The following is a 23,834-nucleotide window of genomic DNA, read 5'->3' on the forward strand; positions in this document are numbered from 1 at the left end:
GGCTCACAGCGCCCGGATCGTCCACCCTGCGGCCGCCGACGCCCCGGGCTCCAGCACGATCAGATCGGTACCCGAGTTGAACGCGTCCGGCGGGCAGGTCATCGGCTCGACCGCGAGCCCGAGCCGGTTCAGCTCGGGCACGTCGCGGTCCGCCGTGTGCACCTGCACCCACGGGCACGCCGCGTCCCAGGTCATCGCGACGCCGGTGCCCTCCGGGGCGAGCAGCGAGACCGTGGCGGTGCCGTCGGCGTCGCGGCGCAGCCCGGTGAAGGCGTGGTCGATGAAGGTGTCGGCGATCGGGCGGGCGGCCCGGAAGTCGTAGGGGCCGTTCATCACGTCGGCGAGCCCGACCGGGATCAGCCGGTCCTCGGTCACCGTGAGCACCTTGTCGGCCGGGAGGTCGAGCGTCCAGTCGTCCACCCGGCCCTCGCCCGCCACCAGGTAGGGGTGCGGACCGGTGCCCCACGGCGCGGGCGTCGTGCCGGTGTTTGTGCCGGTGACCGTGGTGTGGAGGCCGTCCTCGTCCAGCTCGAACGCGACCGCGACCTCCACGCGGTGCGGATAGCCGTCCTGCGCCTCGATCGTCGCGGACAGGGTGACGCTGCTGGGCGAGCGGTCGATGGCGGTGAACTCGAGCCAGGTGGCGAGGCCGTGCAGCGAGTGGCCGCGGCCGGGCTCGGTGAGCGCGAGCTGCCGCTCGGTCCCGTCGAAGGTGTAGCGGCCGTCGACGACCCGGTTCGGCCACGGCGCCAGCGTCGCGCCGCGGAACGCCGGCCGCACCTCGTCGGCGGAGAACGGCACGACCAGGGGCCTGCCGTCGAACTCCAGCGTGCGCAGGGAGGCGCCGACCGACGCGATGGTGGCGTGGTAGTCGCCGGCAGTGAGACCGAAGTGGGTGCCGGAGATCGGGATGCTCATCCGCCCATTCTGGCGGCAATCGCCCGCCGACCCGAACCCCGAGGTTGTGACGAACGCGAAACGTGGGGAAATCTGCGGGTAACCGGCGCTCGGTAGCGTCCTGGCATGGGTGATCTGTTCGGCGGGTACGGCACGCAGGCCGCTCGGCGCCGGCGCGGCAGGGCCACGCCGTTCGACGAGATGTTCGCCGACGCGCGCGGCGGCGTCGCCGAGCGCACCCGGCCCGCCTACCGCGAGCTCTTCGCAGCGCTGGCCGCCCTGACCCAGGAGGAGCTGCGCGGCCGCACCGACGCGCTCGCCAGCTCGTACCTCGCGCAGGGCGTGACCTTCGACTTCGCCGGTGAGGAGCGGCCGTTCCCGCTCGACGCGGTCCCCCGGGTGATCGAGCAGGCCGAGTGGGCGCGGATCGAGAGCGGGGTGAAGCAGCGCGTCCGGGCGCTGGAGGCGTTCCTCAGCGACGTCTACGGCGCGCAGAACGCGGTGCGCGACGGCGTCATCCCGGCCGGGCTGATCACCTCGTCCGCGCACTTCCATCGCGCGGCCGCCGGGGTGGAGAGCGCCAACGGCGTGCGAATCCATGTGTCGGGCATCGACCTGATCCGCGACGAGCAGGGCGCCTGGCGGGTGCTGGAGGACAACGTGCGGGTGCCGAGCGGCGTCTCGTACGTGATCTCCAACCGCCGCGTGATGGCGCAGACCCTCCCCGAGCTGTTCACGTCGATGCGCGTGCGGCCGGTCGGCGACTACCCGTATCGGCTGCTGCAGGCGCTGAAGGCGAGCGCGCCGGGCGGCATGGAGAACCCGAACGTCGTCGTCCTCACCCCCGGCGTCTACAACTCCGCCTACTTCGAGCACACCCTCCTCGCCCGGCTGATGGGGGTGGAGCTGGTGGAGGGCCGCGACCTGTTCTGCTCCGGCGGCACGGTGTGGATGCGCACCACCTCCGGCCCGCAGCGCGTCGACGTGATCTACCGGCGGATCGACGACGAGTTCATCGACCCGTTGCAGTTCCGGGTCGACTCGGTGCTCGGGACGCCGGGGCTGATGCTCGCCGCGCGGCTCGGCACCGTGACGATCGCCAACGCGATCGGCAACGGGGTCGCCGACGACAAGCTCGTCTACACCTACCTGCCCGACCTGATCCGCTACTACCTGGCCGAGGAGCCGGTGCTCCCGAACGTCGACACCTGGCGGCTGGAGGAGCCGGACGCCCTCGCCGAGGTGCTCGACCGCCTGGACGAACTCGTCGTCAAGCCGGTCGACGGCTCCGGCGGCAAGGGACTGGTGATCGGACCGGACGCCGACCGCAAGGAGCTGGCCCGGCTGCGGGCGCTGCTCGTCGCCGACCCGCGCGGCTGGATCGCGCAGCCGGTCGTGCAGCTCTCCACCATCCCCACGCTCGTGGACGACGGGATGCGGCCGCGGCACGTCGACCTGCGGCCGTTCGCCGTGAACGACGGGCGGGAGGTCTGGGTGCTGCCGGGTGGCCTGACGCGGGTGGCGCTCGCCGAGGGGCAGCTCGTCGTCAACAGCAGCCAGGGCGGCGGGTCGAAGGACACCTGGGTGGTCGGGATGGCGGCGCCCGGCGAGCCGGCGCGGGCCGAGGAGAAGCCGGAGCCCCGGAACGTGCCAGGACTGGTCGCCGACCAGGCCGCGGCGCCTCCGCTGCCCGCGCCCGACCACTCCCGCGAGGACGCCCCGCGCACCGACCAGCAGCAACAGCAGCAGCAGCTCGCCGAAGGGCACGTTGTTGTCACTTACGAGCCCCGAAAGCGACAACGACGTGCCCCTCGGGCTCACGAGCGACGGGAGGTGGGGTGATGTTGAGTCGGATCGCGTCGTCGTTGTTCTGGATCGGCCGCTACGTCGAGCGCAGCGACGGCACCGCGCGCATCCTCGACGTGCACCTCCAGCTGCTGCTCGAGGATCCGTGGATCGACGAGGACACCGCCTGCCGGTCGCTGCTCGGGGTGATGGGCTCCGCGACCGTGCCGGGACCGATCGCCCGGGAGGACGTGCTGCGCCTGCTCGCCGTCGACCGCACGACACCGGCCTCCATCGCCTACTCGCTCGGCGCCGCGCGCGAGAACGCCCGGCGCGCACGGGAGATCGTCTCGACCGAGCTGTGGGAGTGCCTGAACACCACGGCCGCGCGGGTGCCGCGGCGGGTGGCCAGCGACAAGGTCCACGAGTTCTTCACCTGGGTGCGCGACCGCACCGCGCTCGCCGTCGGGATCATGGACTCCGGCGCCAGCCGCGACGAGGCCTGGCACTTCTTCACGCTCGGCCGCAGCCTGGAGCGGGCGGACATGACCGCCCGGCTGCTCGCGACCCGCTCGCTGACGGAGGCGAGCGGCCCGAGCTGGACGACCATCCTGCGCTCCTGCGGCGCCTACGAGGCGTACCTGCGCACGTACCGCGGGGTGCCCTCCACCCGGAACGCCGCGGAGTTCCTACTGCACGACCGGCTGTTCCCGCGCTCGATCCTCTACGCGGTCACGCGCGCCGTGGAGAGCCTGCGCGACATCGAGCCCCGGCACGAGCGCGCGGGCGTGTCCGACCGGGCCGTCCGGCTGCTCGGCCAGGTGCAGAGCGAGCTGGAGTTCCGGCCGGTCGCGGAGGTGCTCGACGACCTCCCGGCGCACATGGCTGTCGTCCAGGAGGCGACCAGTGCGGCGACCTCCGCGATCACCCGCCGCTACTTCCCGGAGAGCACGGCGCCGAGCTGGACGGGGGAGCGGGGATGAAGCGGCTGCGGGTGACCCACTCGACCGGTTACCGGTACGGGGCGGAGGTGTCGGCCTCCTACAACGAGGCGCGGATGATGCCGGCGTCCGGCGACCGGCAGCTCGTGCTGCACAGCGCGCTCGATGTGCGCCCGGTGTCGTCGCACCACCAGTACACCGACTACTGGGGCACCCGCGTGCTCGCCTTCGACGTGCTGAACCCGCATCGCGAGCTGACGATCACGGCCACGAGTCTGGTGGAGGTCCTGGACGCGCCGCACGCGCCGGACCCGCTCGGCTGGCCGGAGCTGCGGGAGGCCGTCGCGCAGTCGGGCGAGTGTGTGCAGCAGCTCCGGCAGACTCCGCTGACCGAGCCGCCCGCGTCGCTGGTCGCGCTGGCGGCGTCGTCCGCCGGCGCCGGTGATCCGTGCTCCGTCGCGCAGACCATCGCCGTCGCGGTGGGGGAGGCGATGACCTACGAGAGCGGGGTGACGGGGGTGCGGACCACGGCGCGGGAGGCCTGGGAGTCACGCAGTGGCGTCTGCCAGGACATCGCGCACGTCGCGATCGGGGCGCTGCGCTCGGCCGGCATCCCGGCCAGGTACGTGTCCGGCTACCTGCACCCGAAGGCCGACGCGGCGGTGGGGGAGACGGTGGTCGGCGAGTCGCACGCCTGGGTCGAGTGGTTCTGCGGCGGCTGGCACGGCTACGACCCGACCAACGGCATCGCGATCGGAGACCGGCACGTCCGCGTCGGCCACGGCCGCGACTACGCCGACGTGGCACCGCTGCGCGGCGTCTACTCGGGAGCCGCCGGCTCCGAGCTGTTCGTCTCGGTCTCCATCACCCGGGAGGCCTGACCGCGCTCCGCCCTCGCGGATCGTTCGCTTACCCGTCGGGTTGTGGGTACGGTGGCGGGATGCGGATCGCAGTGCTGTTCGGAGGCTCCAGCGAGGAGCGGGATGTCTCGATCGCGAGCGCGGCGCCGGTGGTGCGTGCGCTCCGCGGGCTCGGCCACGAGGTGCTGGCCGTCGACACGGCCTCCGGCGCCCTCGACGCGGCCGCGGAGGCGCGCGTCCTGACCGGCGCGGTCGGCGTCGCGCCGCCCGAGTCGACGGCGCTCGCGCGGTTGGCCGGCGCCGGGAGCGCGCTGCGGCTGCCCGCGGAGGTCGCCGGCGTCGACCTGGTCTTCCTCGCGCTGCACGGCGGGTCGGGGGAGAACGGGGAGCTGCAGGCGCTGCTGCAGCTCGCCGGCATCCCGTACACCGGGTCTGGTCCGCTCGGCAGCGGGCTGGCGATGGACAAGGAACTCACCAAGCGCGTGCTCCTCCAGGCCGGCGTGCGCACGCCCGACTGGGTCCTCGACCCGCTCGAGCCGGGCGCCGCGGCGGCGGAGCTCGGGCTCCCGGTCGTCGTGAAGCCGAACGCGCAGGGCTCGACCGTCGGGCTGAGCATCGTGCGTGACCCGGACGACCTGGACGCCGCGGTCGAGCGCGCGGCCGCGTTCGGCCCCGTGCTCGTCGAGCGCTTCGTGCCGGGGCGCGAGCTGACGGTCGGCGTGCTCGGCGACGAGGCGCTCGCGGTGGGGGAGATCGCGGTCGACTCGGACTCGGCGTTCAGCTACGGCGACAAGTACCAGCCGGGCGCGGTGGCGGAGACGTTCCCGGCCGACCTGCCGGCCGAGGTGGCCGCGGAGGCCCGGGCGGCGGCGCTCACCGTGCACCGGGCGCTGCGGCTCTCCGGCTACAGCCGCACCGATTTCCGGCTCGACCGGGACGGCGTCCTTTGGACGATCGAGGTCAACTCGCTGCCCGGTTTGACCGCGACCAGCCTGCTCCCGCAGTCCGCGGCGGCCGTCGGCATCGGCTACGCCGACCTCTGCCGCCGCATCGTCGACCTCGCCGTGCGCCTACCGCCAACCAACTGACAGGACACGCCGTCTGCGCCGCCCGCGAGACGGCGTGTCCTGTCAGTTCGTTCGTTGGTTCGGAACCTGAACGACCGATAACGATCGGCCCGGCGGGGTTGTCCGGCGCATCCGGTGGGTTTGAATGGGACCATGCGCAGTGTCGGTTGGTCGTTGTTCGGGTTCGCGTTCGTCGTGTCGGCGGTCGCGCTTGGCGCCCTGACCACGCCGGCCGTCGACCACGGCCTCGCGACGGTGGCCGTCGGGCACCACCTGGGCTTCACCCGCCGTCAGTGGGTGGACCTCGCCATCGCCGCACTGTTCTTCATCGCGGCCGCAGCGGCCGCCGGAGCGCTGGTCGTCACCCGCATCCGCGCCTCCGCGCACGCCGCCGCCGCGCACGCCGACGCTCCGCCCGTCGACGCCCTCGTGCCCGCCGACTGACCCAGCAATCTCTTCCGGACTTAAGTACGCGACACGCCGCGCAGAAGCGTACACAACTCCGGGAGAGATGGTCACTCAGCCGCCCGCAGCGCGGCGTAGAGGTCCGCGCGGGCGGCGAAGCCGCCGAGGTCGCGCCCGAGCAGTCGCTCGGCGTCCGCGACCCGCGCCCGCAGCGTGTGCCGGTGCATCCCGAGCCGCCGCGCCGCCACGTCGTACACCCCGTCCGCGTCGAGCCAGGTGCGCAGGATGCCCGGCAGCGCCGGGTCGGCCTCCGCCAGCGGCGCGAGGGCGGTCGCCGCGACCGCGCGCGCGTCCGGCGTCTGGAGGAGGGCGAGCATCCCGGCCGCCGCCACGTCGTCGAACGACGGCACCCGGTCGTCCCTGCTCGACCGGCGGGCCGCGACGCCGGCCTGCGTCACGCCCGACGTCAGCGCCCCGAACGTCACGGGCGCCGACGACCCGCCGCGCAGCTCGAACCGCTCCGCCAGCCCGGCGATCGCCTCCGGCGCCGACCCGAGCACCACGAGGTCCTGCCCGTCGCGGGCGAAGAACCCGTCGCCGCCGGCCTCCAGCCAGTCCGCCGCGGCGGCGACCGCGGCCCCGTGCAGGACGGTCACGCGCGCGGGCTGCTCGGGCAGCGCGCCGAGCACCGGCTCGGCCACCCCCTCCGCCAGCGCGACGTCGCCGGCCAGCAGCGCCCGCCACACCGCCGTGCGGAGGCGCGCCCGCGCCGCGTCGGTCGCCCTGCTCTGCTCCAGCGCGAGCCCGGCGAGCGCGACCACCCCCGTCACCACCTGCTGCGCCGCCTGGTCGAGCCCCTCCGACCCGATCGCGAGCACGCCGCGCAGCCGTCCCGCCGCGCCGAGTGTCTGGAGGGAGAACGGTCCGGCCTCCGTCTCCGCCGTCCCCGCCGCCCGGCGCCGGCTGCGCAGCAGCGGCTCGGCCGCGCCGATCAGCACCGCCCGCGCGGCCGCGTCCAGGGCTCCGGCCGGCGCGAGTCTGTCCAGCGTCCCGTCCGCGCCGATCAGCGCCACCGGCCGGTCGATCTGGCGCGCCAGCTCCGCGAGCACCGCGCCGAGCGCGTCCGGCCGGAGCGCCGCGAGCGAGATGGCTCGGGAGGCCCGCAACGCCCAGGTGTTGCGCGCGTACGCGTCGGCGGCCAGCCGGTCGGCGACGAACCGCGCCACCGCGATGAACGGCGTCCGGTACGGCACCTCGAACAGCGGGAGGCCGTGCCGGGCGCACGCCTCCAGCAGCGGCTCCGGGGTGTCGCGCACGACCTCCGTGCCGAAGCCCAGCCCGGCGATCCCGTGCTCGACCAGCCGGGACACGTACGGGTCGACGTCCTCCGGCGTCCCGGTCACGAGCAGCACCTGCCCGGGCGACAGGAACGGCGTCGGGTCGGGGAGGTCGGAGGAGTGCGCCCACGACAGCGGCACGTCCAGCTCGCCGACGTCGGCCGCGGTGAGCAGGTGGAGGCCGAGCTCGGGCCGGGCGAGCAACTGGGCGAGGGTCGCGGGCATCGGAAGCACTCCATCCGCCAGGGTGTCGATTCCTGACGTTCGAATTGTACGGCCCGTCCAGGCGCAGAACACGCCGTTTCCCTACGATGCCGCCATGACCATCGTTACTCCCGCCTCCGCAACAATCGTCGGCGGACCCTCGCTCCCGCAGGAGCGCCGGCTCGTCACCCCCATCCCCGGCCCCGAGTCGCGCAAGCGCGCCGAGCGCAAGGCGCAGGCCGTCGCCGCGAGCGTCGGCGCCACCATCCCCGTGTTCACCGTCGCAGCCGGCGGGGGTGTGCTCGTCGACGTCGACGGCAACTCCCTCATCGACTTCGGCTCCGGCATCGCCGTGACCGGCGTGGGCAATGCTGCCCCGCGCGTCGTCGAGGCCGTGACCGCGCAGGTCGCCGCCTTCACCCACACCTGCTTCACGGTCGCCCCGTACGACTCCTACGTGGAGGTCGCCGAGGCCCTCAACCGCCTCACCCCCGGTGACTTCGTCAAGCGCAGCGCCCTGTTCAACTCCGGCGCCGAGGCCGTGGAGAACGCGGTCAAGGTGGCCCGCCACTACACCGGCAAGCAGGCCGTCGTCGCGTTCGACCACGCCTACCACGGCCGCACGAACCTCACGATGGGCCTCACCGCCAAGAATCAGCCGTACAAGAACGGCTTCGGCCCGTTCGCGCCCGAGATCTACCGCGCCCCGCTCAGCTACCCGCTGCGCGACGGCGGCCTCTCCGGCGCCGAGGCGGCCAAGCGTGCGATCACCCTGATCGAGAAGCAGATCGGCGCGTCCAACCTGGCCGCGATCATCATCGAGCCGATCCAGGGCGAGGGCGGCTTCATCGTCCCGGCCGACGGCTTCCTCCCCGCGCTCCAGGAGTGGGCGAACGAGAGCGGCGTCGTCTTCATCGCCGACGAGGTGCAGACCGGCTTCGCCCGCACCGGCACCATGTTCGCCTCCGAGCAGTTCGGCATCGTGCCCGACCTGATCGTCACCGCCAAGGGCATCGCCGGCGGCCTCCCGCTGTCGGCCGTCACCGGCCGCGCCGAGATCATGGACGCTCCGCAGGTCGGCGGCCTCGGCGGCACCTACGGCGGCAACCCGCTCGCCTGCGTCGCCGCGCTCGCCGCCATCGAGACCTACGAGCAGGAGGACCTGGCCGGGCGCGCCCGCGCCATCGGCGAGATCCTCTTCGAGAAGCTGGGCGCCCTCCGCGCCGCCGACCCGCGCGTCGCCGAGGTGCGCGGCAAGGGCGCGATGGTCGCGATCGAGCTGGTGGACCCGGAGACCGGCGAGCCCGACGCCGCGCTGACCGCCACGGTCGCCGCCGCCGCGCACGCGGCCGGCGTCGTGCTGCTCACCTGTGGCACCTACGGCAACGTGATCCGCTTCCTTCCGCCGCTGAGCATCCCGGACCACCTCCTCATCGAGGGGCTGGACGTCGTCGCGGAGGCGGTGGCCAACGCATGAGCGCCGTCGACACCGTGACCACCCAGTTCACTGAGGCCGAGGCCGAGGCCGAGGCCGACCTCCTCGCCCGCGTCCCCGACGGCTTCTTCATCGGCGGCGTCTGGGAGCAGGGCACCCGCCCGCAGATCCAGGTGCAGGACCCGGCCACCGGCCGCGTCATCAAGCGCATCGCCAACGCGACGCCGGAGGACGGCATCCGCGCCCTCGACGCCGCCGTGGCCGCTCAGGACGCCTGGGCCGCGACGCCGCCGCGCACCCGCGCCGAGATCCTGCGCCGCGCGTTCGACCTGCTGCAGGAGCGTCGCGCGGACTTCGCGCTGCTCATGACGCTGGAGATGGGCAAGCCGCTGGCCGAGGCCAACGGGGAGGTCACCTACGGTGGCGAGTTCCTGCGCTGGTTCTCCGAGGAGGCCGTGCGCATCGCCGGCCGCTACGGGCAGAACCCGGAGGGCACCGGCACGATGGTCGTCTCGCAGCGACCGGTCGGGCCGAGCTTCTTCATCACGCCGTGGAACTTCCCGCTCGCGATGGCGACCCGAAAGATCGCTCCGGCGCTCGCCGCGGGCTGCACGGTCGTCGTGAAGCCGGCCGAGCTGACCCCGCTGACCACGCTGTTCTTCGCGCAGCTGCTCGCCGACGCGGGCGTTCCCGCCGGTGTGGTGAACGTCGTCCAGACGAACACCTCCGGTGCCGTCTCCGCGCCGATCATCGCGGACCCGCGTCTGCGCAAGCTGTCGTTCACCGGCTCCACGCCGGTCGGCCGCGCGCTGCTCGCGCAGGCCGGCCAGAACGTGCTGCGCACCTCGATGGAGCTCGGCGGCAACGCCCCGTTCGTCGTCTTCGAGGACGCCGACCTGGACAAGGCCGTCGAGGGCGCGATGCTCGCGAAGTTCCGCAACATCGGCCAGGCCTGCACCGCCGCGAACCGCTTCATCGTCCACCAGGACGTCGCCGAGGAGTTCGCCCGCCGCGTCACCGAGAAGGTCGACGCCATGAAGATCGGCCCTGGCACGGAGCCCGGCGTCACCATCGGCCCGCTCATCGACGACCGCGCGGTCGCCTCCATGACGGCGCTGGTCGACGACGCCGTGTCCCGCGGCGCGCGCGTCCTCAGCGGCGGAAAGGCCCCGGAGGGCGACGGCTTCTTCTTCGAGCCGACCGTGCTCGTGGACGTGCAGCCCGGCAGCGAGATCCTCCGCGAGGAGATCTTCGGCCCGATCCTCGCGATCACGACGTTCTCCACCGAGGAGGAGGCCGTGGCACGCGCGAACGAGACCGAGTACGGTCTGGTCGGCTACGTGTTCACCCGGGACCTCGCGCGCGGCCAGCGCATGATCGACCGCGTGGACACCGGGATGATGGGCCTCAACACCGGGCTCGTCTCAAACGCCGCGGCACCGTTCGGCGGCGTCAAGCAGTCGGGCCTCGGCCGTGAGGGCGGGCTCGAGGGCATCCACGAGTACCTGAGCACGAAGTACACGCTCATCCCCGCCTGACCCGGCGGAACGGGCGGCCCGCCTCACGCCGGCGGGCCGCCCTCCACTACCCCGATCCTCCGAACCACCCGAGCCGGAAGAAGCAGACCATGACCACCACCCAGCGCATCCTCGTCGGCTACGAGGCCACTCCGGCCGGAGACGACGCCCTCGCCGCCGGTGCCGCGCTGGCCGCCTCTTTCGGGGCGGGCCTCGACGTGGTCCTGGTCATGCCGGACACCTCCCGGCGCGGAAACGTGCCGAACGACCCGGCCTACGACGCCCTCCTGCGCGACACCGCGGAGGGCTGGCTGGCGGACGCGCGCACTCGCGTCCCGTCGTCGGTCGCCTTCAGCGGGCGGGTCGTCTTCGGCGACTCGCTCGCCGAGGGCCTCCTCACCGCCGCGGAGGAGCTCGGCGCGACCCTGATCGTGGTCGGCGCCGCGCGCGGCGGCCTGCTCGGCCGCTTCACCGTCGGCTCGGTCGCGGGAGCGCTGCTGCACGCCTCGCCGGTTCCGGTCCTGCTGGCGCCGGAGGGCTGGCGCGACCACGCGCCGCAGCTCACCCGCGTGACCAGCATGGTCGGCACCCGTGCAGGCGCGGCAGACGTGCTCACGACCGGCGAGCGGCTGTCGGCCGCTGCCGGCGTCCCGCTGCGCCTGGTCTCGCTGCTCGCCCTCGACCTCCCGGGCGACGCGGCCGCACCCAAGCAGAGCGTCGGCGAGCACCACGCCGCCGCGGTGCTGGAGGAGGCCAGCGCGGCGACCGGCGTCGTCGCGACGGCAATCGTCGCCAAGGGCGACAACATCCAGAACGCCGTCGCCCGCCTCGACTGGGAGCCCGGTGAGATCGTCGTCGTCGGCTCCAGCCGCCTCGCGCAGCCCAGCCGCCTGTTCCTCGGCTCGACCGCGGCCGCCATGCTGCGCGAGCTGCCGGTGCCGATGGTCGTGGTGCCGCGGACGGAGTGAGTCTGCGACTCCTCTCACTTGATTCTGTGTAAGGGGAGGCTTACCTTACAATCGAATGCGGCCGGAGCCCGCCGGTTCGATGTCAACAGCCTCCACAAAGGATCTTCATGCCTCCCATGGGTGTCGCCGCTCTCGGCGCCGTCGCCGGTCTCACGATCTTCCTCGGCCTCCCGATCGGCCGTCTGCGCTCGAACGCGGTCGGCCTGAAAGCCGCCCTGAACGCCCTCGCGACCGGCATCCTGATCTTCCTGCTCTGGGACGTCCTCTCTCAGGCGTGGGAGCCGGTGGACAAGGCGCTCTCCGCCCACCAGCTCGGCCCGGCTCTCGGGCAGGGGTTCCTGATGGCCGCGTGCATCGGCCTCGGCCTGCTCAGCCTCACTTACATGGACCGCTACATGAAGCGGCGCGCGCTGGCGCTGGCGTCGCCGATCCGGCCCCCGGCGGCCCCGGACGGGTCGCATGGAACTCAGGGCGGTTCGCACCCGCACGGCGCAGGCACGAGCCCGGCCGTCGGCACCGCGACCGGCGTCGCGATCGTCGCCGCCACCGAGCTGGAGTCGCGCGCGGGCGCCCGCCGCCTGGCGCTCACCATCGCGATCGGCATCGGCCTCCACAACTTCGCCGAGGGCCTTGCGATCGGCACGGCCGCCGCGCAGGGCGAGCTCGCCTTCGCGGTGCTGCTCATCGTGGGCTTCGGCCTCCACAACGCCACCGAGGGCTTCGGGATCGTCGCCCCGCTCAGTGGCACCCGGCCGTCCTGGGGCTACCTGGCCCTGCTCGGCCTAATCGGCGGCGGCCCGACCTTCCTCGGCACCGTGATCGGCCAGGCGTTCAGCAGCGACATCGTCTCCATCGCGTTCCTCGGGCTGGCCGCCGGCTCCATCCTGTACGTCGTCATCGAGCTGCTGGCCGTCGCGCGCCGCACCGGGATGAAGACACTGGTCGCGTGGTGCATCTTCGCCGGGATCGTCGCCGGCTTCGCGACCGACGCGATCGTCACCTTCGCCGGGGCCTGATCCCGAGACCCGACACCGGGCCCGACACCCGCCAGTAGGGTGGTCGGAGAGCCGAGCAGGGAGGGCCGCATGCGCCAGGTCGTCGATTTCGTCACCGTGTCCACCGAGGGACTGGACTCCAGCCCGGTCGCGCCCGCCCTGGCCGGGCTGCGCGCCAACGAGTCCCGCTACTTCAAGAACAAGTACGACCTCGACTTCGCGACGGCCCCGGCCGCCGAGGAGCGGGAGTCGCTCGACTGGGTGAGCCGGATCCTCGCCGACGAGCGCGGTATCGTGATCGCCTCGCCCGCTCTCGAGGTCACCTCGTTCGAGGTCGACGGCATCCGGATGGCCTACGTCTTCTACGAGTCCGGCCTGTCGATCAACGTCATGTACACGATCGACGACGCGGGCAAGCGCGCCGTCGGCTTCAAGCTGTCCGACGGCATGGAGGTGCCGGAGGAGCTGTCGACGTTCAAGTTCGCGCGGCAGAAGTCCCGGCTGGCTGGGACGATCCGCGGGTCCTACTTCGTCATCAAGGGTGAGTACTGAGCCCAGCTGCTCTCACGCCAGCGGGGTCACCTCCGCCGCCAGCTCCCGTTTGACGTCGTGCTCGATGAGCACGGGGATGAAGTCGCGCACCGGCGCGCCGGTGTACTCGATGTGTCGCTGGTGCACCAGGTCGACGATGCGGTCCCGGGGGACCTTCGGGAAGCGCTCCGCGAGCCGGTCGACGGCGTGGTCGATCGCGACCGCTTCGTCGTAGGGGGCGGCGGGGGTGGGGTCCTCGTCACTCATGGCGGGATTATGCACCGCATGCCAGGGTGGAGGCTATGGATGAAATCGAGGTAGTGGTCCTCCGCGTCTTCACCGACGAGCGCGGCGCGAACGGCAACGAGCTGGGCATCGTCACCAGCTCACCGGCGACGGCCGGGAGGGAGCAGGACATCGCGGCGGCGCTCGGATTCAGCGAGACGGTCTTCGTCGACGCGCTGGACTCCGCGGGCGGTATCGCGACGATCCGCATCTTCACCCCCGCGTCCGAGCTCCCGTTCGCCGGCCACCCCAGCGTCGGGACCGCCTGGTGGCTCGCGCACGAGCGCACGCCCGTCGGCGCCCTCGCCGAGAAGGCCGGTGACGTCGCCGTCTCCGTCGACCTCGACGGCGACTGGGCCGCGATCGACGCCCGCGCCGCCTGGACCCCCGACTTCACCTGGCTGCCGCTGGACTCCCCGGAGGCGGTGGAGGCGCTCGACCCGTTCGCGTTCACCGAGGGCCAGCACTATGCGTACGCGTGGATCGACGAGCCGTCCGGATCGCTGCGCGCCCGCATGTTCGCCCCCGCGATGGGGATCGTGGAGGACGAGGCCACCGGCGCCGCGGCCGTCGCCCTCACCGCGAAGCTCGGCCGCGCCCTGCGCATCGTGCAGGGCGAGGGCTCCGAACTGGCCACCGAGCCGCTCGAGGGCGGCCTCGTCCGCGTGGGCGGGACCGTGGTGTACGACCGCACCATCGACGCGACGCTGTGAGCGCGACGGTCGAGCTGTTTCCGGTCGGGGAGCCGGGCGACGGTCCCGACGGCGACGGCCTCGTCGGCGTGGCCGCGACCGACGACGGCGCGGTGTGGTTCACCTTCAGCGAGACGGGGAAGGTCGGGCGGCGCGCGCCGGACGGTGCGCTGACCTTCCTTGAGCTCGGCCCCGATGCGCGGCCGGTCGGCGTCCGCGCGGCGACCGAGGACACGGTCTGGGTCGTGGACCGCGGCGACCGCCTGCTGCACCTCGGCCCGGGAGTCCGCGTCGTCGGCCAGCTCGCCGTCCCCACCCCTGGCGCCCTCCCGCTCGACGTGGTGACGCTCCCCGATGGCACGACCTGGTTCACCGAGCAGTTCGGCGAGGCGCTCGGCCGCATCGACATCCTCGGCCGCGTCGAGGAGTACCCGGTGGGTTCCGAGCGGGCCCCCTCCGGGATCGCCGCCTCCGGCGACAGCGTCTGGTTCTCGCTCCAGGGCCACAGCCCGGCGCTCGGCCATGTGCGCGGCGGCGACGCCGCGATCGAGTTCGTGGAGCTGCCGCTCGGCTCCGGCCCGCTCGGCGTCACCGTGGCGGAGGACGGCGCGGTCTGGACCGCTCTGCATGCCGCGGACGCACTGGCGCGCGTCGCCCGCGACTGCACGGTCACCCTGCTCCCACTCGAGGAGGGCGCCGCTCCGTACACCGTCGCGTCCACCCCCGACGGCGCCGTGTGGGCGTCCCTCTGGGGCGTCGACGCCCTGCTCCGCATCGCCCCGGACGGCGCCGAACTCCGCATCCCCCTCCCGGAGGGCTCCGCCCCCCGCGGCCTCACCGTCACCCCCGACGGCACCCTCTGGGCCGCCCTGACCTCCGGCACCCTGGCCCGCATCCACCCCTGACCCCCCTCCCGCAGCCCTCGCGGCCAATGGAGGACATCCACCCCGCCCGGGCCCCGATCTCCTCCGCTGACTGCTTTCCGGCCCCTCCCGGCCCCGGATCTCCTCCGTTGCCGACCACGCAGCGAACGGAGGAGATCGGCCTCCGGCAGACCCCGGAAACGCAGCGAACGGAGGAGACCCGGGCCGATACCGGCCGGATCTCCTCCGCTCGCGGAGGCGGGGAGGCCTACTCGGCCACCCCCACGTACTCAGCCGCCTCGTCCGGATCGGCCACGTCCGCCTCCAGCCGCGCCCGCAGCGCCGCGCCGAGCTCGGCGTCCACGTTCGTCCAGTACTGGATCGCCCGCTCGCGGATGTCGTCCCGCGTCACCCCGCCGACCGCTCCCGCGATCGTGTCGAGGAACCGCTCACGAGCCGCATCGTCGTACACCTCGCGGTACAGCGTCCCCGCTTGCCCGAAGTCGTCGTCCTCCGCGTGGAGGGTCGCCGCCGCGCGCACGAGCGTGCCGTCCGACTCCCACGAACCCTCGCACGCAGCCTCAGCCGACGCCGCCGGCCCGCCGAAGGAGTTCGGCGCATACACCGGAGCCGACGCCGCCTTGTACCCGTGGCGCCCCGCGCCGTCCTGCGAGTAGTTGTGCACCGGCGCGACCGGGGCGTTCACCGGCAGCTCGTTGTAGTTGGTGCCGACGCGGTACCGCTGGGCGTCCGGGTAGGAGAACACGCGCGCCATCAGCATCTTGTCCGGGCTGATGTCGATGCCCGGGACCGTGTTGGCGGGGGAGAACGCCGCCTGCTCGATCTGCGCGAAGAAGTTCTCCGGGTTCTCGTTGAGCGTGTGGACGCCGACCTCGATGAGCGGGTAGTCGCTGTGCGGCCACACCTTCGTCAGGTCGAACGGGTTGAACCGGTAGGTCTTGGCGTCCTCGTACGGCATCACCTGCACGCTCACCTTCCACGCCGGGAAGTCGCCGCGCTCGATCGCCTCGTAGAGGTCGCGGCGGTAGTAGTCGGCGTCCTCACCCGCGATCCGCTGCGCCTCGGCGCCACGCATCTCCTCGTTGCCCTGCAGCGCGTGGAAGTGGTACTTCACCCAGAACCGCTCGCCCGCCGCGTTGATCCACTGATAGGTGTGCGAGCCGTAGCCGGGCATGGTCCGCCATGAGCGCGGGAGGCCGCGGTCGCCCATCAGGTAGGTGACCTGGTGCGCCGACTCCGGGGACAGCGTCCAGAAGTCCCACTGCATGTCCGCGTCGCGCAGGCCGGAGCCCGGGAGGCGCTTCTGCGAGTGGATGAAGTCGGGGAACTTGATGCCGTCCCGGATGAAGAATACGGGGGTGTTGTTGCCGACGATGTCGTAGTTGCCCTCGGTCGTGTAGAACTTCACCGAGAAGCCGCGGACGTCGCGCCAGGTGTCGGGCGAGCCCATCTCGCCGGCGACCGACGAGAACCGCTGGACGGTCCGCGTGGTGGCGCCGGGCTGGAAGACCGCGGCCTTCGTGTACGCGCTCACGTCGCCGGTGACGACGAACTCGCCGAACGCGCCGCCGCCCTTGGCGTGGACGATCCGCTCCGGGATGCGCTCGCGGTTGAACTGGGCGAGCTTCTCGACCAGGTACCGGTCGTGGAGCGCGGTCGTCCCGTCCGGTCCGGACGTCAGCGAGTGCGCGTCGCTGGCGACCGGGGTGCCGGTCTGGGTGGTCGTGTGGTTCTCCGTCATGGTTCTCCTAACCTCATTCGGCACGCGACGGGGCTTTCGCCGCGCGCTCCTGACAGGACGGGCACAGCCCCCAGAAGGTGACCTCCGCGACGTCCACCACGTACCCGGCCGCCCCCGAGGGGTGCAGGCAGGGCGCGTGGCCGACGACGCACTCCACATCCGCCACCGCGCCGCACGAGGTGCAGACGACGTGGTGGTGGTTGTCGCCGACGCGCCGTTCGTACAGCGCGGGCGAGTGCGCCGGCTCGATCCGTCGGAGCAGGCCGGCGGCGGTGAGATCGCCGAGGACGTTGTGGACGTTCTGGATCGACGTGCCGGGCAGCGCGGGCAGCACCGCTCGGTACACCGTCTCGGCGTCCACATGGGGATGCGCGTCGAGCGCGTTCAGGACGGCGAGCCGCCCCTGCGTCACGCGCAGTCCCGACGCGCGCAGGGCGCCTTCGAGCTGTGCGGTGTCCATCCCTGCCACGCTAGCGGTTCTCTTTTGAACTATTCAAAACTACGTGCATCCCGGGAGTGGCGTGAGGGCCGTCTAATCTGGCATGAGAAGTTTCAAGCCGAAGGGATGGATCAGGGTGACGCGCGAATTCCAGGTGGATGCTCTCGGCGCGCGGCTGCGCGTCGCCCTGGACGGGTTCGCGGAGTCCGACGCCGATCGGCTCCGCGACCAGTGGCGACGCCTGGCGGCCGAGGACGATGCGGCGGACACGATCACGGTCTCCGCCGCCCCGGGGTCCGGCGCGGACGTCTCCGGCCACGACCTCGACGCGGTGGGCGTGGCCCTGCGCCGCGCCATCAACCAGCGTGCGATCGAGGCGAACCGCGGGGAGCTGGTGGCTTTCCACGCGGCGGGCCTGGCCGATCCCGCGACGGGCGGCGTCATCGCGCTCGTCGGCCCGTCCGGTGCCGGCAAATCGAATGCGGCCGCGATGCTCGGGACGGCACTGGGCTATGTGTCGGATGAAACGGTCGCGGTCACGCCCTCCGGCGAGGTGCTCGCCTTCCCCCAGCCGCTGGCGTTCAAGGAGTCGGAGGCCCGCGGCCGGTTCGTCGCCGGTCCCGACGCGCTCGGGTTGCTCCGCCCGGGGCCGCGGCTGCGGCTGGCGCGGATCGCCCTCCTCGACCGCACGGACGCGGCGACGACGCCGATGATCCGGACGGTCGGGCTGCGGGAGGTCTTGGACGACCTCGTCGCGCAGGTCAACTACTTCAACGCGCTGCCGCGGCCGCTGAGCCTGCTCGACGGGCTGGTCCGGCGCTGCGGGGGCGTCCAGGTGATCAGCTACCGGGAGGCCGCCGACCTGGTGGAGCCCGTGCGCGAGCTGCTGCAGAGCGGGACGGACTCGGGCCCGACGTACAGCCGCGCGGCGGTCGACGACTGGGTGGACCTCGACGGCGACGCGGTCGTGCTCGCCCGGGACACGATCACCCGGCTGAGCCCGGTCTCCTCGCTGGTCTGGCGGCTGCTCGAGGTTCCGCTGACCCTGACCAGGCTCGTCGCCGCCGCCGAGCGGGAGTTCGGCCCGGCGCCGGACGGGGGCAGCGCTGAGGCGCTCCGTGCGGTGCTCCAACAGCTCGCCGACGCCGGCCTGATCCGGTCGAGCGGCGCCGGGCGTCACCGCGCCCGGGACTGAAGCCGCGTCTCCTCGATGTCGAGCATGGACTGCGCCTCGCTGAGGATGCGCGACGGGTAGGCGCCACGCGCACGCTCCTCCAGCAGCCGGTCGCGCTCGGCGTCCACCACCGCGAGCCGCAGCGTGCGGTACACATGGTGCGGGCGGCCTTCCGGTGGCGTGTCGTAGAGCACGATCCGCTCCCAGGCCGCCTCGGCGCGGAGGTAGGTGGTCTGGCGCACGCGCTCCACGAGCTCAGGGTCGACCGGCGCGGTGGCGCCCGAGGCGGACTCGGGGTCGTCCAGCACGGCGAGGCCGGCCTCGCTGAGGTCGTCGAGGAGCTGCGCGAGCAGCCTCCTGTCGTCCTTGACGTCGATGCCCTGCAGCCCCAGCACCCGGATCAGCCACGGGAGGGTGCCGCCTTGCACGACCAGGCTGACGAACGCGACCGTGAACGCGATCAGGATCAGCTGCGGGCGGTACGGGATGTCCGCGGGAAGCGACTGCGCCGCCGCGAGGGTGACGACGCCGCGCATCCCCGACCAGCCGAGGACGACCCCGCCCTTCCAGTCGATGGCCTCCTGGCGGAACTCCTCCAGGTCGCTGCGATGCCGCCAGTAGCGCTGCTCGGCCCGCTGCTTGCGCTGGGCCTGCCAGCGGTAGCGCACCGGATGGTCTCGGAAGTAGCTGATCATCAGCCACTCCCGCAGCACTTGTTTCTCGGCGCGCTCCCCGCGTCTTCGGAGGGCGAAGATGAGCGGCCCCATCAGGATGTAGCGGATGACCACCAGGGAGGCCATCGCGATCAGGCCGATGCCGACCGCGTCCCAGACGCTGAGGATCTCGGGGTGCTCGACGTCGGCGATGAGCGTGCGCAACTCCAGCCCGATGAGCAGGAAGACGCCGTTCTCGAGCAGGAACTGGATGGTGCGCCAATTGATCTGGTCGCTGATCCGCGCCTGCGCGCTGAACTGCCGCGGCGCCGCGTGCCCGGTGTAGAGGCCGGTGACGACGACGGCGAGCACGCCGGAGCCGTGCAGCGCCTCCGTCGGGGCGAACGCGGCGAACGGCACGACGACCGACAGCGCGGTGTCGAGCACCGGGTCGCTCAGCTTCGACCGCACCCAGACGGTGACGAAGCCGACCACGAACCCGATCACCAGCGCGATGATCACGGCCGAGAAGAAGTCGAGCACGCCCGCGAGCGGGGTGGCGAGGGTGCCGACCGCCGCGGCCAGGGCGGTGCGCAGCAGTACCAGGGCGGTCGCGTCGTTGACCAGGCCCTCGCCCTCCAGCACCGTCAGCAGCCGGGGCGGGAGGCCGAGCTTGCGGCCGATGGAGGTCGCGGCGACCGCGTCCGGTGGACTGATGATCGCGCCGAGCGCGATCGCGGCCGCCAGGTTGAGGTCGGGCAGCATCGTGTAGAGCAGGAAGCCGGTCGCGAACGCGGTGACGACGACCAGGAAGATCGACAGCCCCGCGATCGGCGCCAGATTGCGGCGGAAGTCGGTGAGCGGCACGCTGATCGCCGCCGCGTACAGGATGGGCGGCAGCAGCCCGTCGAGGATGACCTCCGGCGGCACCTCGATGTCCGGCACCCCGGGCAGCACCGAGAGGGTGACGCCGACGATCACGAGGATGATGGGGGCGGCGACGCCGAGTCTGCGGGCGAAAGCGGCTACGCCGACGATCACCGCGACGGCGATCACCGCATAGACACCGAGCTCCATGGCTTCAACCCTATGAGAACTCTCAGCAGCGGCGCGCCACCCGTCCCGCAGCGAGGGGCCGCGCGGACGGATGCCGCGCGACCCCTCTGTCCGGCCGGTCGGTGCTCAGTGCCGGTCGCCGCCTCCGCGCTGCGGGGCGCCGGCGGCCAGGGCGAGCGTCTGCTGCAGAGCCGTGTACTCCGGCTTCGGCTGCAGGTTCTCGTCATAGATGTCCGCCGCACCTTCACCCGCGAACACCGCAGGCACCCACGAGTAGCCGTCGCCGAAGCCCCAGACCGTGTAGGAGATGCAATCGCGGACGGCGAGGCAGGCCTGCAGGGTGGAGGTGTAGCCGGCGACCTGCGCGTTCTGCTCGACCGGCGTGACCGGGAGGGTGGTCCGCACGTCGACCTCGGTCTCGGCGACCTTCAGGCCGAGGGCGGAGAACCGCTGCAGGTTGTTCTGCAGGTCGGGCAGGCCGTACTGCGTGTCCAGGTGGGTCTGGAATCCGACGCCGTCGATCGGGACGCCCTGCGCTTTGAGCTGCTGCACGAGGCTGTAGGCCGCATTGCTCTTGGGGCCGGTGAACTCGATGTTGTAGTCGTTGTAGAACAGCAGCGCCTTCGGGTCGGCGGCGTGCGCCCACCGGAACGCGTCGGCGATGTAGCCGGGGCCGAGCTTCTGCAGCCAGATGGAGTCGCGCAGGGTCCCGTCGTCGTTGAACGCCTCGTTGACGACATCCCACTGCCAGATCTTGCCCTTGAAGTGGGTGACCTCATCGGTGATGTGCTTCTTGAGGATGGCCCGGAGCTGGTCCGGTGTCATCGACGGCGCCGCGGCGCTCAGCCAGGCGGGCAGCTGGTTGTGCCAGACGAGGGTGTGGCCGCGCACGAGCTGCCCGTTCTGCTGGGCGAAGGCGACGAGCTGGTCGGCCGGGGCCCAGTTGTACGCGCCCTGGATCGGCTCGATCGTGTCCCATTTCATGACGTTCTCTGGCGTGACCGTCGAGAACTGCGTCGCGGCGATCGACCGGTAGTCGCTGTTCGACGCGAGGGCGTCCGTGTTGACGGCGGTGCCGATCCGCAGGCCCACGCGCGAGGCGAGGCTGCGCAGGGAGTCAGCGGGGGCGGAGGTCTGATGACCGGGCGCCGCCGGGGGCGTCGCGGGCACGGAGGCGAAGGCCGCCCCTTGGGCGAGGATGACGGCGCCGGCCCCCACCACCGCAGTGGTGATGAGACCGGCTCGAAGGCGCAATGACACGCTGATACTCCTTTGTATGCGAGCGCGCGCCGACGGCGAGACCGCGGCGTCGCGATTGTCCGAATATGTTGCGTCAGACAGCTAATTACACCCGCACACGGGGGTCAAACATTTTGGAAAAGCTTGCGCTTTCGCAGTCGCGGTGCTGTGATTCGGCGCCTCAACGGGCGCGGAGGCCGTCGATGGCCATCGCGACGACCCGGTCGCGTTGTTCGTCGTCGTCGAATGCGACGCCGGCGACACCGGACACCATCCGGATGACGTCGCCGATGGAGGCGTCGGGGCGGAGCTCGCCGGCCTCCTGAGCGCGGCGGACCAGCGGCTCGCCCGCATCGTAGAGGGAGGTGCGGCAGCTCAGCAGGACGGGGGAGTCCTTGTTGAGGCCTTCCAGCAGAGCCTTCTTGGTGCCGACGTAGAGCAGGAACCGGCGCAACCAGGCCTGCACGGCCTCCCAGGGCTCGAGGGCGGCGGCGTCGTCGGCGGCGCGGACGACGGCCTCCACCTCTTCGACGTAGACGGCCTCGACCAGGGCGTCGCGGGTGGGGAAGTTGCGGTACAGCGTGCCGATGCCGACGCCGGCGCGGCGGGCGATGTCCTCCAGGGAGGCCCCGGCGCCGTCCTGCGCGAACGCGTCGCGGGCGGCGGCGAGCAGGGCGTCGAAGTTGCGCCGGGCGTCCGCGCGCTGCGGGCGCTGGATGAGCGGACGCGCGATGGCGCTGTCGGCTACTTCTGTGCCGGTCACGGCGGTGATCCTTCCGAGGTCCTTGAAACTGAGGGTTGCGAAGCGGAGGCACCCTCCGGTATCGTTGTCGATGTAACCGGAGGCACCCTCCGAACGGAGCCTCCCTCCAATTGTAACTCCTCTTCTGCAGAGATTCACCCGGTCGACCAGATGTCGGCCTCCCCTCGAGAACGGAAAACCGTACCCCATGTCTCGATCCCGTCCCTCCGCCACCTTCGCCGTCCTGGCGCTCAGCGTGGCCTCCTTCGCGACGCTCCAGTCGCTCGTCGTCCCGGTCCTCCCGGTCATCCAGCAGGACCTCCACACCACCACCGCCGGCGTCACCTGGACCATGACCGCCTGGCTGATCGCCGCCGCCGTCGCCACGCCCCTGCTCGGGCGCGTCGGCGACCTGGTCGGCAAGCGCCGCGTCTTCGTGCTCGCGCTGCTCGCCGTCGCGCTCGGCAGCGTGATCGCCGCCGTCGCGCCCACCATCGGAGTGCTCATCGCCGGCCGCGTCGTCCAGGGCCTCGGCGGCGCGATGTTCCCGCTCGCGTTCGGCATCATCCGCGACGAGTTCCCGCCGCACCGCCTCCCGTCCGCCATCGGCGCGATCGCCTCGATCATCGCGATCGGCAGCGGCCTCGGCACCGTGCTGGCGGGTCCGCTCGCCGCCGCCCTGAGCTGGCGCGGACTGTTCCTCGTGCCGGTCGCCCTCACCGTGACCGCCGCGGTGCTCGCCCTCGTGATCGTCCCCGAGTCGCCCACCCGCGCGACCGGAGGCGTCAACCCGTGGGCGGCCGCCCTGCTCTCGGGATGGCTGATCGCCCTCCTGCTGCCGCTCAGCACGGGCGCGCAGTGGGGCTGGTCGTCGCCGGTCGTGATCGGCCTGTTCGCGCTCGCCGCGGTACTGCTCGCCGCCTGGGTGATCGCGGAGCTGCGCTCCCGGCACCCGCTGGTGGACATGCGGCTCATGCGCGAGCCGGGCGTCTGGTCGATGAACGCCGCCGCGGTCTTCATCGGAGCCGCGATGTTCGCGGTCTTCGCGTTCTTCCCGCGCTTCGTGCAGACCCCGGTCTCCACCGGCTATGGCCTGGGCGCGACGGTCGCCGAGTCCGGGCTGCTGATGCTGCCCATGCTCGTGACGATGGCCGTGACCGGCTTCCTGAGCGGACCGCTGGAGCGCTGGCTCGGCTTCCGCACCCAGATCGTGATCGCGGCGACCATCATGGCCGCGGCGAGCCTGTCGCTGGCCTTCGTGCACGGCTCGCTGGCCGCGGTCGCCACGGCGTCCGGGGTGTTCGGCGTCGGCCTCGGACTGATCTACGCCGCGATCACGAGCGTGGTCGTGCAGAGCGTGCCGGCCACGCAGACCGGCGTGGCGAGCGGGATGAACGCCAACCTCCGCACGGTCGGCTCCGCGATTGGGGCGGCGGTGATGACGGCGCTCGTCACCGGCACTCTCGGCGCGGGCGGCCTCCCCGCCGAGACCGGGTACACCGAGGGCTTCGCGACGGCGGGCGTGCTCGCCTTCGGCGCGGCCGTGGTCACGGTGGCGGCGGCGGTCGTGATGCGGTCGCGGGCGCGGAGCGCGGCGACGCCGGCCGCCGAGCTGCCCCCGGCCGAGCCGGCGGCGATCGAGCTGGCGACGATCGAGCGCGCCTCGACCGAGCTGGCCGCGACCGAGCCGGCGGCGATCGAGCTGGCCGGGGCCGACCTGGCGGCGACCGAGCTGGCGACTACTGAGCTCGCGGCGACCGAGCTGGCCGTTGCCGAGCGCGCCCGGCTCGTCGCGGCCCGTGTCGCGGAGCCGCTGCGCGTCGCGGCCTCCGCCGAGGCGGCCGACATGGCGCGCCTGGTCGAGAAGGTGGAGGCCGACCTCCCCACCGAGGCCACCGTGTCGGCGGCATAGCCCCCGCCGGTAACGGAGGAGATCCGCCCGCCACGACCTCGAGAAGGCAGACAAGGGAGGAGACCGGCCGCGACC

Annotated in this window: 22 protein-coding genes; 14 read left to right on the forward strand and 8 right to left on the reverse strand. The window is 72.5% G+C overall.

What is annotated here, in order from left to right; genetic code table 11:
* Positions 1-3: 3 nt before the first annotated feature.
* A complete protein-coding gene (locus tag ACFRFH_RS09245) occupies positions 4-918 on the reverse strand; it encodes an aldose 1-epimerase family protein (RefSeq protein WP_382462682.1) in 915 nt (304 codons plus the stop codon).
* Between the two features lie 105 nt (positions 919-1,023).
* Between ACFRFH_RS09245 and ACFRFH_RS09250 the strand changes: the two genes are divergently transcribed.
* From ACFRFH_RS09250 to ACFRFH_RS09270, 5 genes are all read left to right on the forward strand, one after another.
* A complete protein-coding gene (locus ACFRFH_RS09250; RefSeq protein WP_382462683.1) occupies positions 1,024-2,739 on the forward strand; it encodes a circularly permuted type 2 ATP-grasp protein in 1,716 nt (571 codons plus the stop codon).
* Positions 2,739-3,665, forward strand: coding sequence for an alpha-E domain-containing protein (locus tag ACFRFH_RS09255; protein ID WP_382462684.1), 927 nt, complete (start codon positions 2,739-2,741; stop codon positions 3,663-3,665). Before ACFRFH_RS09250 ends, ACFRFH_RS09255 begins: the two co-directional genes overlap by 1 nt.
* Positions 3,662-4,504, forward strand: a complete 843-nt coding sequence (locus ACFRFH_RS09260) for a transglutaminase N-terminal domain-containing protein (RefSeq protein ID WP_382462685.1) — start codon at positions 3,662-3,664, stop codon at positions 4,502-4,504. Before ACFRFH_RS09255 ends, ACFRFH_RS09260 begins: the two co-directional genes overlap by 4 nt.
* 59 nt (positions 4,505-4,563) lie before the next feature.
* Positions 4,564-5,571, forward strand: coding sequence for a D-alanine--D-alanine ligase (locus tag ACFRFH_RS09265; RefSeq protein WP_382462686.1), 1,008 nt, complete (start codon positions 4,564-4,566; stop codon positions 5,569-5,571).
* 132 nt (positions 5,572-5,703) lie between these two features.
* Positions 5,704-5,994: a hypothetical protein gene (locus ACFRFH_RS09270; protein ID WP_382462687.1), complete on the forward strand. Its 291-nt coding sequence runs from the start codon at positions 5,704-5,706 to the stop codon at positions 5,992-5,994.
* Between the two features lie 71 nt (positions 5,995-6,065).
* On the opposite strand, the gene ACFRFH_RS09275 is transcribed toward ACFRFH_RS09270, so the two are convergent.
* On the reverse strand, positions 6,066-7,517 hold the full coding sequence (locus ACFRFH_RS09275) for a PucR family transcriptional regulator (protein ID WP_382462688.1): 1,452 nt from the start codon (positions 7,515-7,517) through the stop codon (positions 6,066-6,068).
* 94 nt (positions 7,518-7,611) lie between these two features.
* Between ACFRFH_RS09275 and gabT the strand changes: the two genes are divergently transcribed.
* From gabT to ACFRFH_RS09300, 5 genes are all read left to right on the forward strand, one after another.
* Positions 7,612-8,973, forward strand: coding sequence for a 4-aminobutyrate--2-oxoglutarate transaminase (gabT, locus tag ACFRFH_RS09280; RefSeq protein WP_382462689.1), 1,362 nt, complete (start codon positions 7,612-7,614; stop codon positions 8,971-8,973).
* Positions 8,970-10,469, forward strand: a complete 1,500-nt coding sequence (locus tag ACFRFH_RS09285) for an NAD-dependent succinate-semialdehyde dehydrogenase (RefSeq protein WP_382462690.1) — start codon at positions 8,970-8,972, stop codon at positions 10,467-10,469. Before gabT ends, ACFRFH_RS09285 begins: the two co-directional genes overlap by 4 nt.
* An 89-nt stretch (positions 10,470-10,558) precedes the next feature.
* Positions 10,559-11,416, forward strand: a complete 858-nt coding sequence (locus ACFRFH_RS09290) for a universal stress protein (RefSeq protein ID WP_382462691.1) — start codon at positions 10,559-10,561, stop codon at positions 11,414-11,416.
* A gap of 107 nt (positions 11,417-11,523) precedes the next feature.
* Entirely contained in the window at positions 11,524-12,432 is a 909-nt protein-coding gene (locus tag ACFRFH_RS09295; RefSeq protein WP_382462692.1) for a ZIP family metal transporter, read from the forward strand.
* Between the two features lie 69 nt (positions 12,433-12,501).
* Positions 12,502-12,963 carry a phage tail protein gene (locus ACFRFH_RS09300; protein WP_382462693.1) on the forward strand — a complete coding sequence of 154 codons (462 nt, stop codon included), beginning with the start codon at positions 12,502-12,504 and terminating at the stop codon, positions 12,961-12,963.
* A gap of 12 nt (positions 12,964-12,975) precedes the next feature.
* Here ACFRFH_RS09300 and ACFRFH_RS09305 read toward each other — a convergent pair whose 3' ends face one another.
* Complete coding sequence (locus tag ACFRFH_RS09305) at positions 12,976-13,209, reverse strand: three-helix bundle dimerization domain-containing protein (RefSeq protein WP_382462694.1); 234 nt, start codon at positions 13,207-13,209, stop codon at positions 12,976-12,978.
* Between the two features lie 35 nt (positions 13,210-13,244).
* Here ACFRFH_RS09305 and ACFRFH_RS09310 point away from each other — a divergent pair, with 35 nt between their 5' ends.
* Positions 13,245-13,940, forward strand: a complete 696-nt coding sequence (locus ACFRFH_RS09310; RefSeq protein ID WP_382462695.1) for a PhzF family phenazine biosynthesis protein — start codon at positions 13,245-13,247, stop codon at positions 13,938-13,940.
* Positions 13,937-14,824 (forward strand): hypothetical protein, encoded by an 888-nt coding sequence (locus ACFRFH_RS09315; RefSeq protein WP_382462696.1) that lies wholly within the window; start codon positions 13,937-13,939, stop codon positions 14,822-14,824. The genes ACFRFH_RS09310 and ACFRFH_RS09315 overlap by 4 nt, the downstream gene beginning before the upstream one ends.
* 226 nt (positions 14,825-15,050) lie before the next feature.
* Here the strand turns inward: ACFRFH_RS09315 and ACFRFH_RS09320 are convergent, their stop codons facing one another.
* Both ACFRFH_RS09320 and ACFRFH_RS09325 read right to left on the reverse strand, forming a co-directional pair.
* Positions 15,051-16,544 carry a catalase gene (locus ACFRFH_RS09320; protein ID WP_382462697.1) on the reverse strand — a complete coding sequence of 498 codons (1,494 nt, stop codon included), beginning with the start codon at positions 16,542-16,544 and terminating at the stop codon, positions 15,051-15,053.
* 13 nt (positions 16,545-16,557) lie between these two features.
* Complete coding sequence (locus tag ACFRFH_RS09325; RefSeq protein WP_382462698.1) at positions 16,558-17,004, reverse strand: Fur family transcriptional regulator; 447 nt, start codon at positions 17,002-17,004, stop codon at positions 16,558-16,560.
* 115 nt (positions 17,005-17,119) lie between these two features.
* Here ACFRFH_RS09325 and ACFRFH_RS09330 point away from each other — a divergent pair, with 115 nt between their 5' ends.
* Positions 17,120-18,178 carry a PqqD family peptide modification chaperone gene (locus ACFRFH_RS09330; protein ID WP_382462699.1) on the forward strand — a complete coding sequence of 353 codons (1,059 nt, stop codon included), beginning with the start codon at positions 17,120-17,122 and terminating at the stop codon, positions 18,176-18,178.
* On the opposite strand, the gene ACFRFH_RS09335 is transcribed toward ACFRFH_RS09330, so the two are convergent.
* The 3 genes from ACFRFH_RS09335 to ACFRFH_RS09345 all read right to left on the reverse strand — a co-directional run bounded on the left by ACFRFH_RS09335 (position 18,160) and on the right by ACFRFH_RS09345 (position 21,868).
* Positions 18,160-19,887, reverse strand: a complete 1,728-nt coding sequence (locus tag ACFRFH_RS09335; RefSeq protein ID WP_382462700.1) for a cation:proton antiporter — start codon at positions 19,885-19,887, stop codon at positions 18,160-18,162. The two genes, ACFRFH_RS09330 and ACFRFH_RS09335, sit on opposite strands and share 19 nt — an antisense overlap.
* A 105-nt stretch (positions 19,888-19,992) precedes the next feature.
* Complete coding sequence (locus ACFRFH_RS09340; protein WP_382462701.1) at positions 19,993-21,126, reverse strand: endo-1,4-beta-xylanase; 1,134 nt, start codon at positions 21,124-21,126, stop codon at positions 19,993-19,995.
* A 160-nt stretch (positions 21,127-21,286) separates the two neighbouring features.
* Complete coding sequence (locus tag ACFRFH_RS09345; RefSeq protein ID WP_382462702.1) at positions 21,287-21,868, reverse strand: TetR/AcrR family transcriptional regulator; 582 nt, start codon at positions 21,866-21,868, stop codon at positions 21,287-21,289.
* Between the two features lie 187 nt (positions 21,869-22,055).
* Between ACFRFH_RS09345 and ACFRFH_RS09350 the strand changes: the two genes are divergently transcribed.
* Positions 22,056-23,759, forward strand: coding sequence for an MFS transporter (locus ACFRFH_RS09350; protein WP_382462703.1), 1,704 nt, complete (start codon positions 22,056-22,058; stop codon positions 23,757-23,759).
* The last annotated feature ends 75 nt before the right edge of the window (positions 23,760-23,834 follow it).

The organism is Leifsonia sp. NPDC056824 (assembly GCF_042789575.1).
Taxonomy (GTDB): Bacteria; Actinomycetota; Actinomycetes; order Actinomycetales; family Microbacteriaceae; genus Leifsonia.